The sequence below is a fragment of the Pseudomonas pohangensis genome, assembly GCF_900105995.1.
In the GTDB taxonomy this organism is placed as follows: Bacteria; Pseudomonadota; Gammaproteobacteria; order Pseudomonadales; family Pseudomonadaceae; genus Aquipseudomonas; species Aquipseudomonas pohangensis.
Genome location: NZ_LT629785.1, coordinates 100,563 through 113,173, shown reverse-complemented (window position 1 = coordinate 113,173; position 12,611 = coordinate 100,563). Strand labels below are relative to the sequence as shown.

Genomic DNA, 12,611 nt, shown 5'->3' with positions numbered 1-12,611 from the left:
CCAGAACGTGAATCCGGCGGCCTTGCCGTTCCGGGCAATCCGCCGATGTTGTTATTCTGCCAGCCACGATTGAAACAACTGCGGCCAGGCGTGCTGCACGGGAAGCGGCATGGAGCACATCGATATTCTGGTCATCGGTGCCGGCGCGGTCGGGCTGGCCTGCGCCGCCCGCCTGGCCACGCCGGGCCGCAGCCTGCTGATCTGCGAACGCGAAGGGCTGATTGGCAGTCATGCCTCGAGTCGCAACTCGGAAGTCGTCCACGCCGGCATCTACTACCCGCCAGGCTCGCTGAAAGCACGGCTGTGTATCGAAGGGCGCGAACGTCTGCTGAGCTGGTGCGAGCGCTATCAGGTAGCGCAACGGCAAATTGGCAAGCTGCTGGTGGCGGTCGAGCCCGCCGAGCAGCAACGCCTTGAGCAGCTTCAGGCCAATGCCCGGGCTTGCGGGGTAACCAGCCTGCAGCCACTGGATGCGCGCCAGATTCATCGCCTGGAGCCGCAATTGCGCGCCTGCGCCGGCCTGTTGTCGCCCGCCAGTGGCATCATCGACAGTCACGCCTATCTGCAATCATTGCTGGCCTGCGCCGAACGACAAGGTGCGCAACTGGTACTGCACACCGGCATTGAGCAACTGCAGCGCAGTCGGCATGGCTGGCGTGTCGAGGGCACCAGTCTGGGCGAACATTTCGCGCTGGAAGCCGCCGTGGTGATCAATGCCGGCGGCCTGTTTGCCCAGCAACTGGCCAGCCAGACTGAAGGACTGCGCAGCGCGCTGGTACCGCCGCTGCACCTCTGCCAGGGTCGCTACTTCAGCTACAGCGGCCGCTCGCCGTTCAACCGGCTGATCTACCCGATGCCCGAAGCCAATACCGCCGGCCTGGGCATCCACGCCACCCTCGACCTTGGCGGGCAACTGCGCTTCGGCCCGGATGTGAACTATCTGCAACAGCTGGACTACCACCTTGATGCCAGCCAGCGCGAACCTTTTGCCATGGCGATCCGCCGCTACTTCCCGGCCCTCGACATGCAGCGCCTGCAACCGGCCTACAGCGGCATCCGCGCCAAACTGTCCGGCCCCGGGGAACCGGCTGCCGACTTTTCCATCCAAGACAGCAAATGTCACGGCCTGCCCGGGCTGATCAACCTGTTCGGCATCGAGTCCCCCGGACTTACCGCCAGCCTGGCGATTGCCGAGCACATTGCCGCCAGACTGTAGGACATCTGTTGCCGGCAACAGACCCTAGGCGCAGACGGGCGGAACGTTATACTCGACCACGCTCAATCAGACGATCTATCAAGGAAGCAAGAATGAAATCGCTCGGCAGACTGCTCGGCCTGGTCTTTCTCGGAATAATGCTGCTGGTCTTTGCCCTCGGCTTTGCCCTGACGCACCTGTTTGACCCCAATGATTACAAGGACGAGATACGCCAACTGGTACGCGACAAGGCCAACCTTGAACTGACCCTGAATGGCCAGATCGGCTGGAGCCTGTTCCCCTGGCTGGGTATCGAGCTGCACGATGCCACGCTGGCCAGCACTGTCACGCCCAAACAGCCGTTTGCCGATCTGCAGATGCTCGGTCTGTCCGTGCGTGTACTGCCGCTGCTGCGCAAGGAAGTACAGATGAGCGATGTGCGTCTGGAGGGCCTTAATCTCACCCTGCAGCGTGACCAGCAAGGCCACGGCAACTGGGAAGACATCGGTCGCCCCGGTGCAACCGGCACGTCGCCCGCCGGCCCGCAAACAGCCAGCAAGCCCGCAGAACCGGCCGCCGCCGGCAAGCCCGAGCGCACGCCAATGCGCCTGGACATTGACAGCCTGCGCATCAACAACGCGCGCATCGACTATAGCGATGCGCGCAACGGCATCCGTTACACCCTGGAAAACCTGCAACTGAGCAGCGGCGCAATCCGCGAAAGCAGCTCCATCCCCTTCAAGCTGTCGACCAATCTGGGCAGCACCCTGCCGCAATTGCGCGCACGCACCGAACTCAGCGCCAGCCTGCGCTTCGACCGCGCACTGAAACGCTATCAACTGGAGGACATGCAACTCAGCGGCGAAGTATCCGGCGAACCGTTCAAGGGCAAAACCCTGACCTTCGCCACCCAAGGGCAGTTACTGCTCGATCAGGCCGCCGGCGTTGCCGAATGGAACGGCCTGAAACTGTCGGCCAACCAGCTGCGCGCACTCGGCGAAATCAAGCTGTATGACCTGGATAAAACACCCAAACTCGATGGCGGCGTCTCCATTGCCCAGCTCAACCTGCGCGAGTTTCTGGACGGCCTGGGTGTGACCTTGCCGCAAAGCGCCGACCCGAAAACCCTGGGCAGCTTTGAACTGGTCAGCCACCTGCGCGGCTCAGCGACCAGCCTGACACTGGAAGACCTCAAACTGCAGCTGGATGACAGCAATATCAGCGGCAAGCTGGGCGTCGACGATTTCAGCCGCCAGGCACTGCGTGCCGAGCTGAAAATTGACCGTCTGGATCTGGACCGTTACTTACCGCCCGCCAGCAAGGACGGCAACCTGCGTGATGCTGAAGTGAAAGACACACTGGCCAGCGCCGGCAAACAGGGCAGCACCGCCTTGCCAAAAAGCCCGACGCAGAATGCCTGGAGTGATGCGCCACTGTTGCCGCTGGAGCGCTTGCGCAAGCTCGACCTGCAGGCCACGCTGAATCTCAGCCAGCTCACCCTGAAAAAGCTGCCGGTGGACAATGCGCGCATCCAGGTCAGCAGTACTGACGGCCTGCTGGAAATCCAGGAACTGCATGGCGATCTGCTCGGCGGCAGCTTCACCAGCCAGGCGCGTCTGGACGCACGACCAGCCGTCCCGAATATCAGCGGCCAGCTGAAACTGAACAACCTGCCGGTTGAGCAGTTGCTGCTTGCCAGCGGCAAGAAACCGCCAGTCAACGGTCAGCTCGATCTCGATAGCCAACTGAGCAGCTCCGGCAACAGTGAACGGGCACTGATTGACGCCCTCAACGGCAACGCCAGCTTCCGCCTCAATGACGGCATCCTGCTGGATGCCAATCTGGAACAGCAACTGTGTACCGGCATTGCCACGCTCAACCGCAAGACCCTGAGCAGCACACCACGCGGCAAGGACACCCCCTTCCAGCAGCTTGATGGCAGCATCAGCATCCATAACGGGGTTGCCAGCAACCCCGACCTCCGGGTGCGCATCCCCGGGCTAGCAGTGACCGGCAACGGCGACCTCGATCTGCGTGTTCTGGGCCTGGATTACCGCCTGGGCATCACCATCGAAGGCGACAAGAGCGCCATGCCCGACCCTGCCTGCCAGGTCAGCAAACAGTTTGTCGGTATCGAATGGCCGTTGCTGTGTCGTGGCCCACTGGAACTCGGCGCCAAAGCCTGCCGGCTGGACAAGGACGGCCTGGGCAAGGTAGGCGGCAAGATAGTCGGGGAGAAGCTCAGCGACAAGATCGACGAAAAACTGGGTGACAAGGTAAGTCCTGAATTGAAGGATGCCCTCAAGGGCCTGTTCAACCGATGACACCCGGGCAGTTCTCCGAGGCCGTACTCGACTGGTATGACCGGTGCGGCCGCAAGGACCTGCCCTGGCAGCAGGACACCACGCCTTATCGGGTCTGGGTCTCGGAAATCATGCTGCAGCAGACCCAGGTCAGCAGCGTCCTCGACTATTTCCCGCGCTTCATGACCGCCCTGCCGACACTCGAAGCGCTCGCTGCCGCCAGCGAGGACGAAGTGCTGCATCTGTGGACCGGGCTGGGCTATTACAGTCGCGCGCGTAATCTGCAGAAAACCGCACGTATTCTGGTTTCCGAACATGCCGGCGAGTTTCCCCGCTCGGTGCAGCAGCTAACCGAACTGCCGGGTATCGGTCGCTCCACCGCCGGCGCCATCGCCGCGCTGAGCATGGGTATGCGCGCACCGATTCTGGATGGCAACGTCAAGCGGGTCCTGGCCCGCTTTCTCGCTACAGCAGGCTATCCCGGCGAAAGCCGGGTTGCCGCCGAACTGTGGGCGGCGGCAGAACGCTACACACCGCAGCAGCGGGTCCATCACTACACCCAGGCCATGATGGATCTGGGTGCCACACTCTGTACCCGCAGTCAGCCCGGCTGCGCGGACTGCCCATTGCACAAGGCCTGCAAGGCCCGGCAAATGGGCCGGCAAACAAGCTATCCGGCCAGCAAGCCACGCAAGGCGCTGCCGCAGAAAAATATCCTGATGCCAATGCTGGTCAACCCGCAGCATGCCGTACTGCTCTATCGACGACCCTCAAGCGGACTGTGGGGCGGGCTCTGGAGTCTGCCCGAATTACCGGATCTTGCCGGCCTCGAGCAGCTCACCGGGCAGCACCGCCTGAAGGTGGGAAATTCCGAGCAACTGGCCGAACTGGGCCACAGTTTCAGCCACTTCCACCTGACCATCCAGCCGTGGCTGATACGGGTGACCCAGGACAGCCGCGCCGTGGCCGAGTCCGACTGGCTCTGGTATAACCTCGCCCATCCACCGCGCCTGGGTCTTGCCGCACCGGTAAAGAAACTGCTCAAGCGCGCTACCGACGCCCTGCATGCCGGAGAATCCCCATGACCCACACCGTCCGCTGCCGTAAATACAACGAAATCCTGCCAGGCCTGACACGTCAGCCTTATCCGGGACCGAAAGGTGAAGACATCTACAACAACGTTTCACAGAAAGCCTGGGATGAATGGCAGAAACACCAGACCATGCTGATCAACGAGCGTCGGCTAAACATGATGAATGCTGAGGACCGCAAATTTCTGCAGGAAGAAATGGACAAGTTCCTCTCCGGCCAGGAATACGCCAAAGCGGATGGTTACGTGCCGCCAAGCGAGTGACCAGCGGCCTGCAGGCAGGTTTATTTCGCCGCGCAGCTTGACACTTAAAAGGCAAATCCGTTTAATGGCGCCCCGTTGCCCAGATAGCTCAGTCGGTAGAGCAGGGGATTGAAAATCCCCGTGTCGGCGGTTCGATTCCGTCTCTGGGCACCACCATTCGTTTTCAGGTGGTACCAAAACCACCCGAAACACCCTAAGAAGCCCGCCTAGTGCGGGTTTTTTATTGCCCTGAATTCCCATCACTTCACTTGAACGCCCAAAGTATTAGGGGCAATCTTGGGTGTTATCGACACCCAAACGCCCTTTTCGCAAGGCAATTACGCTTGATGCTGAGAAGTTTGACGTGCTTGTCCTAGCAATAATTACCGCCTCAGATAACGCAAGGCAAACCAATTAATAAAGGAGCAATCATGGCGACACTTGAGAGGGCAATAGCCATTGCCGCCAAGGCGCACGAAGGCCAAACAGACAAGGCGGGCGAGGCCTATATCATTCACCCGTTGCGGGTGATGCTCAGGATGACGGGCAGTGAGGAACGAATGGCGGCCGTGCTTCATGATGCAGTGGAGGACTCTCCAATAACGCTTGATATGCTCAGAAATGAGGGCTTCCCTGAATCTGTAGTTCGAGCTGTTGATGCTCTGACGAAGCGCGCTAATGAGAATTATGAAGCCTTCGTAGCCAGAGCCGCCCTTGACCCAATTGGGCGCAAAGTGAAACTCGCTGACTTGCTAGAGAATAGCGATCTGTCACGACTTTCCTCCCCATCAGAAAAGGACATGGCCCGTGTAGAGAAGTACCGCAAAGCCATCGATTTCCTCCGCCGTCAGCCAGCAGAATATTTAATTGCAGGCGGGCTTAGCGCCGATTGAGCGTGATGAGCTAGAGCCTGATTACCATCAGAGCCGCCCTATACATATAAAAGCGCACGCGCGCGACCCTTTGGATGCAAGCAATGCGTATCAGTGAATTTAGAGCCATTCAAAGAGAATGCTCCAACGCATACCTGCATAGTTTGGTAATGACATGCCGGCGCAAGTTTCTCTGCGCCGCAAAACTTCTAGAGTTGCAGAGTGCTGCCATCAGCAGGCTACGGGACTTCGGATTGGATGGCCAAATTAACATCTGGCCGCTTTACTCACCGTATGAGGTGCTTTCCGAGCGGTATCTAGAGCTCTTTTACTCCCCTCAACTGGAGATATTTAGAGACCGCTCAAACATGCAAGATGAGAAATGGTTCAAGTACTTTCATCATGCCCTTATACCTACTCTGATCGCCGACGATGAAATTGTTAGAAACGTTCTCAGGTCTGTTGGCGGATTGCCGTCAAAGCAACCCAAGGACGCAGCAATGGCGCTTAAACACTACTTCAGTGAAATGACTTTGCCAGACTCTGCACCGCTATGGGCTCCAGAAGAAAGTTTTGACAACTAACACAAAATACTTTTGTTTTTGGGGCATTCTTGATGGCATCTATAAAATAGAAACCCACAAAATCATTTAAAATACAGGTAGTTAGCTATTTAATTCGATTCTGCCTCTGACACCACCATTCGTTTTCAGGTGGTACCTAAACCACCCGAAACACCCTAAGAAGCCCGCCTAGTGCGGGTTTTTTATTGCCTATGGTTCGGAGGCGCCCGATTCATTCGCCTCGTATATAACTTTCCAGATGCTTGATCAGGCTCTCCTGTTCCTGGATCACGTGCTTGACCAGATCGCCAATCGAGAGCAGACCGACCAACTCGCCATTCTCGACAACGGGCAAGTGGCGCAAGCGCTTGTCCGTCATCAACTGCATGCAATATTGCGTGCCATCCGTTGGCGAAACGGTAACCACATCAACAGTCATCACTTCGCCAACCGTGGTGCCCAGAGCAGAGCGTTCAAACAGAGCGACACGCCGTACATAGTCGCGCTCACTGAGGATGCCCACCATCTTTTCGCCTTCCATTACCAGCAAAGAGCCGATGCCCTTTTCGGCCATCAGCATCACCGCCTCAAGGACAGTGGTCATGGGGGTAACGCTGACAAGGGCGCTGTCGGCCTTGTATCTGAGAACTTCACCTACCGGTTTCATGCATTATCTCCTCGGGGCACCCTATGTGTTTTAGCAGAGCCTAGGCGGATGCACTAGATGATTGCCGTTGTCGGGCCGACCGGACACTTTGCCAAGCAAGGTACGCAATGCCTGTGCGCCAAGTGCCTGCAGAGATGCACTATTCTGCATATGCGACAGCTGGCTGCGGCGATGCGACAACTTGTCACCCCTGCATGTACAAGCCACACTTATGCGCTTGGCTCAGCTCCTGACGCTATGCTAGGTTGATTACTTGCCAGGAAGGCCATAACAGCGCGGAAGCGCAACGCTAAATTGAGGATTCTGTATGGCCGAGGCCACGCCCGCGCTGGAAATTCGCAACCTGCATAAACGCTATGGCGACCTCGAAGTCCTCAAAGGTATCTCGCTGACTGCGCGCGATGGTGATGTCATCTCGATTCTCGGCTCGTCCGGCTCCGGCAAGTCGACCTTTTTGCGCTGCATCAACCTGCTGGAAAACCCGCATCAGGGCCAGATCATCATTGCCGGCGAAGAGCTCAAGCTGAAGCCGTCTAAGAATGGCGACCTGGTTGCCGCCGACAGCCGGCAGATCAACCGCATGCGCAGCGAAATCGGTTTCGTATTCCAGAATTTCAATCTGTGGCCACACATGAGCGTGCTCGACAATATCATCGAGGCGCCGCGCCGGGTTCTCGGCCAGAGCAAGGCCGAAGCTACCGAAGTTGCTGAAGCGCTGTTGAACAAGGTCGGTATCGCCGACAAGCGCCACGTTTATCCAGCCCAACTTTCCGGCGGTCAGCAGCAGCGCGCGGCCATTGCCCGTACGCTGGCCATGCAACCGAAGGTCATCCTGTTTGACGAGCCCACTTCCGCGCTTGACCCGGAGATGGTGCAGGAAGTGCTTGCGGTAATCCGCGCACTCGCCGATGAGGGGCGCACCATGCTGCTGGTGACCCATGAAATGCAGTTCGCGCGGAACGTATCCAGCGAAGTAGTCTTTCTCCATCAGGGTCTGGTGGAAGAGCAAGGAACGCCAGAGCAGGTTTTTGACAACCCGCTATCGGCTCGTTGTAAACAGTTCATGTCCAGTAATAACTAATGGAGAAGTACCGCATGAAAAACTACAAAAAACTTCTGTTCGCTGCCGTCACCACGCTCGCACTCGGCACCAGTGCTGTGGCTGCTGAAAAGCTGAAAGTCGGTACCGAGGGCGCATACCCTCCCTTCAACCTGATCGACGCCAGCGGCAAAGTCGTCGGCTTCGACATCGACATCGCCAACGCTCTCTGTGCGCAAATGAAAGTCGAATGCGAAATCGTCACTTCCGACTGGGACGGCATCATTCCTGCGCTGAACGCGAAGAAGTTCGACATGATTGTTGCCTCGATGTCGATCACCGACGAGCGCAAGCAGGCAGTTGACTTCACCAACCCCTACTACACCAACAAGCTGCAGTTCATTGCGCCGAAAAGCTCTGACCTGAAGACCGACAAGGCCAGCCTGAAGGGCAAGGTAATTGGCGCTCAGCGTGCCACCATCGCCGGCACCTGGCTGGAAGACAACCTCGGTGACGTGGTTGAAATCAAGCTGTATGACACCCAGGAAAACGCCTATCTGGACCTGAGTTCCGGCCGCGTTGATGGCGTTCTGGCTGACAAGTTTGTCAACTGGGAATGGCTCAAGAGCGATGCCGGCAAAGCCTACGAGTTCAAGGGCGAGCCGGTTTTCGACAACGACAAGATCGCCATTGCCGTGCGCAAGAACGATACCGAGCTGACCAACAAGCTGAACGCAGCACTCAAGGCCATCGTTGATAACGGCACCTACAAGACCATCAACGACAAGTACTTCCCTTTCAGCATCTATTGATCTGCCTGACCGGCGCTGCCTGCTGAGGCAGCGCCGGCCATCGAGCACACATGAATTTCGATCTCTACGGATTCGGCCCGGCTCTGGCAGCCGGCACCCTGATGACCATCAAGCTGGCGCTCTGTTCGCTTACGCTGGGTCTGGTGCTGGGATTGCTCGGCGCACTGGGCAAAACCTCACCGCACAAGCCTTTGCAATGGCTGGGCGGCGGCTATTCAACGCTGGTCCGTGGAGTACCAGAACTACTCTGGGTGCTGCTGATCTATTTCGGCAGTGTCACCCTGATGCGCAATATCGGCGAACTCCTCAACCTTCCCGGTCTTGAGCTGAACGCCTTCGCAGCGGGCACCATCGCTCTCGGGCTGTGCTTTGGCGCCTATGCAACCGAAGTCTTTCGCGGCGCCATTCTGGCGATCCCCAAGGGTCACCGTGAAGCCGGACAGGCCCTGGGCCTGGGCAAAACGAGAATTTTCTGGCGGATCATTCTGCCGCAAATGTGGCGTATCGCCCTTCCCGGTCTGGGCAATCTGTTCATGATTCTGATGAAAGACACCGCTCTGGTATCGGTCATCGGTCTGGAAGAAATCATGCGCCGCTCGCAGATAGCCGTGACTGCCAGCAAGGAACCGTTCACCTTTTTCCTGGTCGCGGCCTTTATCTATCTGGGCCTGACCGTGATTGCCATGAGCACCATGTATTTTCTTGAAAAACGCGCAGGTCGCGGCTTCTCCAGGAGTGCCGCATGAACTGGGAAGTCATCATCAAATACATGCCCAAGCTGCTCGAAGGCGCCTGGCTTACGCTCGAACTGGTTGGCATCGCTGTCGTCGCCGGTCTTATTCTGGCCATACCACTGGGCGTGGCGCGCTCATCGCAGCGCTGGTACGTACGTGCATTCCCTTACGGCTATATCTTCTTCTTTCGCGGCACACCGCTGCTGGTGCAGCTGTTTCTGGTTTACTACGGCCTGCCCCAATTCGACATTATCCGTGAAGGACCTTTGTGGCCCTACCTGCGCAGCCCGTTCTGGTGTGCGGTTATCACCATGACCATGCACACGGCAGCCTACATTGCGGAAATCATCCGCGGCGCCATCCAGGCCATTCCGTCGGGCGAGATCGAAGCCGCGCGCGCGCTGGGCATGTCCAAATGGCAAACGCTGTTCTACATCACCTTGCCGAGGGCAACCCGCATCGGCCTGCCGGCCTACAGCAACGAAGTCATCCTGATGCTCAAAGCCAGCTCGCTGGCCAGTACCATCACACTACTGGAACTCACCGGGATGGCGCGCACGATCATTGCCAGAACCTATCTGCCGGTCGAGATTTTCTTCGCTGCCGGGCTGTTCTACCTGTTGATTTCCTATGTACTGGTCCGCGCCTTCAAGCAACTGGAACAATACCTGCGGGTAGATGCCTGTCAGGGGCGCTGATCTGCCCTCGCCAGCGACGCGCAGTGATCGGCAGAACAGCCTGATGGATAGCTGCAACCCGTTTGCTGCAGAGCCGCTCACTTCGGATCAGCTGCTGGCCAGATTTTCCGCCCTGGACGAATTTCTGCTTGCCCATCAGCAGTTATGGCGACCCACGCCCTTTACCCGGCGCCAGCTCGACTGGGAAAGCGAACATACCGAACTGGCACAGTGGCTGCGCTCAAGAAGCCTTGAGCAAGCCGAAGCGGCGCACAACCAGCCCCAGTTACTCGAAGCACCGCAGCCATTCCGGACAATTGCCCAACGCGCCACTCAACTTGGCCAGATCTGCCGGCTGGCCGGAGTAGAACAACCCGCTTGCAATCCACGTGCGGCGCTGGACGTCCCGGGGAGAAAATGGCAGCAACTGGAAGCCTTCGGCAGTTGCCTGCATTTCCACGAGAAACCCCGCCATTGGCTCGACTGGTGCGCGGGGAAAGGTCATCTGGGACGCTATCTGGCCCAGGACTCGGCGGCACTGACCTGTATCGAACGCGATCCGGAGCTGGTGAAAAGTGGCCAGACTCTCTCGGACAAACTGAGCATTCAGGCAAACCATATAGCGCTGGATGTCATGGAAGAAAAGGCCCGGCAGACCCTGACCGCTGCGCAGACACCGGTTGCCCTGCATGCCTGCGGGGATCTGCATGTTCGTCTGCTGCAGCTGGCCAGTGCAGCAGGCTGCAGGCAACTGGCGATTGCACCGTGCTGCTACAACCGCATCCAGAGTACGCAGTATCAGGCGCTCTCAAGCGCGGCCAAGCAATCCCGGCTGCAACTCGACAGGCAGGATCTGCGTCTGCTGCAATGTGAAACAGTCACCGCTGGACGGCGCGTCAGAAAGCAGCGCGACCAGTCGATGGCCTGGAGGCTCGGCTTTGACCTGCTGCAACGCGAACTTCGCGGTATTGATGCCTACCTGCCCACACCACCGCTTGCCACTAGCTGGCTGCAGCGCCCGTATGCCGAGTACTGCGCAGAATTGGCAGAACAGAAACAGCTCAGCCTCGGCTCCCGGCATGACTGGGCAAGTCTGGAGGCTGAAGGCTGGCGGCAGCTCGCCAAGGTACGCAACCTTGAGCTGGTGCGCGGCCTGTTTCGCCGGCCTCTGGAAATCTGGCTGCTCATCGACAGAGCGCTGTTTCTGCAGGAGCGCGGCTATCAGGTCCGGTTTGGCACCTTCTGCGAAACCCGTCTGACTCCACGCAACCTCATGTTGCTGGCCGAACTGCCTGACAACAGCCTGAACGCCTGTGGATAATTCTGTTGATAATATCTGGAAAACACCTGCAAAGCCGCGCCAACACTAGCTTCGAGCAGAATACAGACTTCTCGGGGAATTTAACAAATACCAATAAAAACAATGGGTTGCAAAACCGACTTATTCTCGCCCCACAATCGATGCACAACAAATACGGGCTGATTTCGAATGTGCATAACAAGCCAGCCGAACATAACCGATTAATCTGCGCATTTTGCAGTTTACTCATCCGCCTCAATGGATATAATGGCGCCCCGAAGCCGGTATAGCTCAGCTGGTAGAGCAACTGACTTGTAATCAGTAGGTCCCGAGTTCGACTCTTGGTGCCGGCACCATCAAATACAACGACTTAGGCCAATCGCGAGATTGGCCTTTTTCGTTTCCGGGTTTTTGATGTGATTTGGTCACCGCTTTGGTCACAGCCTCTCAAGTTGCCCATTTTTTCTGGCATTCGACAGGCACGACCGAAAGCGCTCTGAGTCGCCCATCGTGTAATTCGTAGCAATACGTCGGCGCAATGAAACAGAACCCTGTGCAGTTGCCAGCTAGTCCAGTTCAGTTGTTCTGCAAGTAGGCATCCAGCGCCGGCAGCGGCCGCATTTGGCGCATTTCACGAGTGAGCTTTTGTCCGGCTTCAATCTGCCGGGAATCCAGCTGAGCCGCTGAAGCGTCACGCATCTGCGCCGGCGCCGTGAAGTAGGAAGGGACATTGGCTGCCGACAGGTTGCCCAGCGCATAACTGACAACAAAGTTCTTCTCTACGGCGCGCCCCAGAAAGTACATGTTGCCAAGCGCAAACTGGGCAAAGGCATCGCCCTGATCGGCAGACAGACGGAACCATTTGAGTGCTAGCTGATCATCCTGCGGGACGCCAGTGCCATTGAAATACATCAGACCGAGATTGAATTGGGCATCGGCGTTGCCCTGTTCCGCCAGCGGCTGCAACTGTACCAGCGCAGCCTTGAAATCGCCCTTGCCGATAGCCTCGACACCTTCGGCGAGGCCTGCCTGAGCGCTAGTGATTACCGCTGCGAGAAGCAGCCCGGTGATTGCGATGATGATGCGCATACAACTCTCCGCCACTCGTAGCAACTT

At 57.9% G+C, this 12,611-nt stretch carries 13 protein-coding genes and 2 tRNA genes; 13 read left to right on the top strand and 2 right to left on the bottom strand.

The genetic code is table 11. From position 1 onward, the window contains the following. Window positions 1–109: 109 nt before the first annotated feature. The 7 genes from BLT89_RS00490 (at window position 110) to BLT89_RS00460 (ending at window position 6,287) form a co-directional block, all read left to right on the top strand. Window positions 110–1,216 (top strand): NAD(P)/FAD-dependent oxidoreductase, encoded by a 1,107-nt coding sequence (locus BLT89_RS00490; RefSeq protein WP_090192579.1) that lies wholly within the window; start codon window positions 110–112, stop codon window positions 1,214–1,216. 92 nt (window positions 1,217–1,308) lie between these two features. Further along, on the top strand, window positions 1,309–3,519 hold the full coding sequence (locus BLT89_RS00485) for an AsmA family protein (RefSeq protein WP_090192578.1): 2,211 nt from the start codon (window positions 1,309–1,311) through the stop codon (window positions 3,517–3,519). Beyond that, window positions 3,516–4,583 carry an A/G-specific adenine glycosylase gene (gene mutY, locus BLT89_RS00480; RefSeq protein WP_090192577.1) on the top strand — a complete coding sequence of 356 codons (1,068 nt, stop codon included), beginning with the start codon at window positions 3,516–3,518 and terminating at the stop codon, window positions 4,581–4,583. Before BLT89_RS00485 ends, mutY begins: the two co-directional genes overlap by 4 nt. Continuing rightward, window positions 4,580–4,852: an oxidative damage protection protein gene (locus tag BLT89_RS00475; protein WP_090192576.1), complete on the top strand. Its 273-nt coding sequence runs from the start codon at window positions 4,580–4,582 to the stop codon at window positions 4,850–4,852. Before mutY ends, BLT89_RS00475 begins: the two co-directional genes overlap by 4 nt. A gap of 77 nt (window positions 4,853–4,929) precedes the next feature. After that, window positions 4,930–5,005, top strand: a tRNA-Phe gene (locus BLT89_RS00470). A gap of 254 nt (window positions 5,006–5,259) precedes the next feature. Next, window positions 5,260–5,724 (top strand): HD domain-containing protein, encoded by a 465-nt coding sequence (locus BLT89_RS00465; protein WP_090192575.1) that lies wholly within the window; start codon window positions 5,260–5,262, stop codon window positions 5,722–5,724. An 83-nt stretch (window positions 5,725–5,807) separates the two neighbouring features. Next, complete coding sequence (locus BLT89_RS00460; RefSeq protein ID WP_157718763.1) at window positions 5,808–6,287, top strand: hypothetical protein; 480 nt, start codon at window positions 5,808–5,810, stop codon at window positions 6,285–6,287. Between the two features lie 211 nt (window positions 6,288–6,498). Here the strand turns inward: BLT89_RS00460 and BLT89_RS00455 are convergent, their stop codons facing one another. Next, window positions 6,499–6,933 (bottom strand): CBS domain-containing protein, encoded by a 435-nt coding sequence (locus BLT89_RS00455; RefSeq protein WP_090192573.1) that lies wholly within the window; start codon window positions 6,931–6,933, stop codon window positions 6,499–6,501. 307 nt (window positions 6,934–7,240) lie between these two features. Between BLT89_RS00455 and BLT89_RS00450 the strand changes: the two genes are divergently transcribed. The 6 genes from BLT89_RS00450 to BLT89_RS00425 all read left to right on the top strand — a co-directional run bounded on the left by BLT89_RS00450 (window position 7,241) and on the right by BLT89_RS00425 (window position 11,851). Further along, window positions 7,241–8,014, top strand: a complete 774-nt coding sequence (locus BLT89_RS00450; RefSeq protein ID WP_090192572.1) for an ABC transporter ATP-binding protein — start codon at window positions 7,241–7,243, stop codon at window positions 8,012–8,014. A 14-nt stretch (window positions 8,015–8,028) separates the two neighbouring features. Beyond that, window positions 8,029–8,784, top strand: coding sequence for an ABC transporter substrate-binding protein (locus tag BLT89_RS00445; RefSeq protein ID WP_090192571.1), 756 nt, complete (start codon window positions 8,029–8,031; stop codon window positions 8,782–8,784). A 50-nt stretch (window positions 8,785–8,834) separates the two neighbouring features. Next, a complete protein-coding gene (locus BLT89_RS00440) occupies window positions 8,835–9,530 on the top strand; it encodes an ABC transporter permease (protein ID WP_090192570.1) in 696 nt (231 codons plus the stop codon). Next, entirely contained in the window at window positions 9,527–10,216 is a 690-nt protein-coding gene (locus tag BLT89_RS00435) for an ABC transporter permease (RefSeq protein ID WP_090192569.1), read from the top strand. Before BLT89_RS00440 ends, BLT89_RS00435 begins: the two co-directional genes overlap by 4 nt. A gap of 43 nt (window positions 10,217–10,259) precedes the next feature. Beyond that, window positions 10,260–11,516: a methyltransferase gene (locus BLT89_RS00430; RefSeq protein ID WP_090198541.1), complete on the top strand. Its 1,257-nt coding sequence runs from the start codon at window positions 10,260–10,262 to the stop codon at window positions 11,514–11,516. A 259-nt stretch (window positions 11,517–11,775) separates the two neighbouring features. Further along, a tRNA-Thr gene (locus BLT89_RS00425) sits at window positions 11,776–11,851 on the top strand. 220 nt (window positions 11,852–12,071) lie between these two features. On the opposite strand, the gene BLT89_RS00420 is transcribed toward BLT89_RS00425, so the two are convergent. Then, window positions 12,072–12,584, bottom strand: a complete 513-nt coding sequence (locus BLT89_RS00420) for a tetratricopeptide repeat protein (protein ID WP_090192568.1) — start codon at window positions 12,582–12,584, stop codon at window positions 12,072–12,074. Window positions 12,585–12,611: the final 27 nt, after the last annotated feature.

Excerpts from the sequence above, each read along its gene's own strand:
- BLT89_RS00490 (WP_090192579.1), top strand. The coding sequence starts at position 110 with ATGGAGCACATCGATATTCTGGTCATCGGTGCCGGCGCGGTCGGGCTG.
- BLT89_RS00420 (WP_090192568.1), bottom strand. The coding sequence starts at position 12,584 with ATGCGCATCATCATCGCAATCACCGGGCTGCTTCTCGCAGCGGTAATC.
- BLT89_RS00435 (WP_090192569.1), top strand. The coding sequence starts at position 9,527 with ATGAACTGGGAAGTCATCATCAAATACATGCCCAAGCTGCTCGAAGGC.
- BLT89_RS00445 (WP_090192571.1), top strand. The coding sequence starts at position 8,029 with ATGAAAAACTACAAAAAACTTCTGTTCGCTGCCGTCACCACGCTCGCA.
- mutY (WP_090192577.1), top strand. The coding sequence starts at position 3,516 with ATGACACCCGGGCAGTTCTCCGAGGCCGTACTCGACTGGTATGACCGG.
- BLT89_RS00460 (WP_157718763.1), top strand. The coding sequence starts at position 5,808 with ATGCGTATCAGTGAATTTAGAGCCATTCAAAGAGAATGCTCCAACGCA.
- BLT89_RS00440 (WP_090192570.1), top strand. The coding sequence starts at position 8,835 with ATGAATTTCGATCTCTACGGATTCGGCCCGGCTCTGGCAGCCGGCACC.
- BLT89_RS00450 (WP_090192572.1), top strand. The coding sequence starts at position 7,241 with ATGGCCGAGGCCACGCCCGCGCTGGAAATTCGCAACCTGCATAAACGC.
- BLT89_RS00475 (WP_090192576.1), top strand. The coding sequence starts at position 4,580 with ATGACCCACACCGTCCGCTGCCGTAAATACAACGAAATCCTGCCAGGC.
- BLT89_RS00430 (WP_090198541.1), top strand. The coding sequence starts at position 10,260 with ATGGATAGCTGCAACCCGTTTGCTGCAGAGCCGCTCACTTCGGATCAG.
- BLT89_RS00485 (WP_090192578.1), top strand. The coding sequence starts at position 1,309 with ATGAAATCGCTCGGCAGACTGCTCGGCCTGGTCTTTCTCGGAATAATG.
- BLT89_RS00455 (WP_090192573.1), bottom strand. The coding sequence starts at position 6,933 with ATGAAACCGGTAGGTGAAGTTCTCAGATACAAGGCCGACAGCGCCCTT.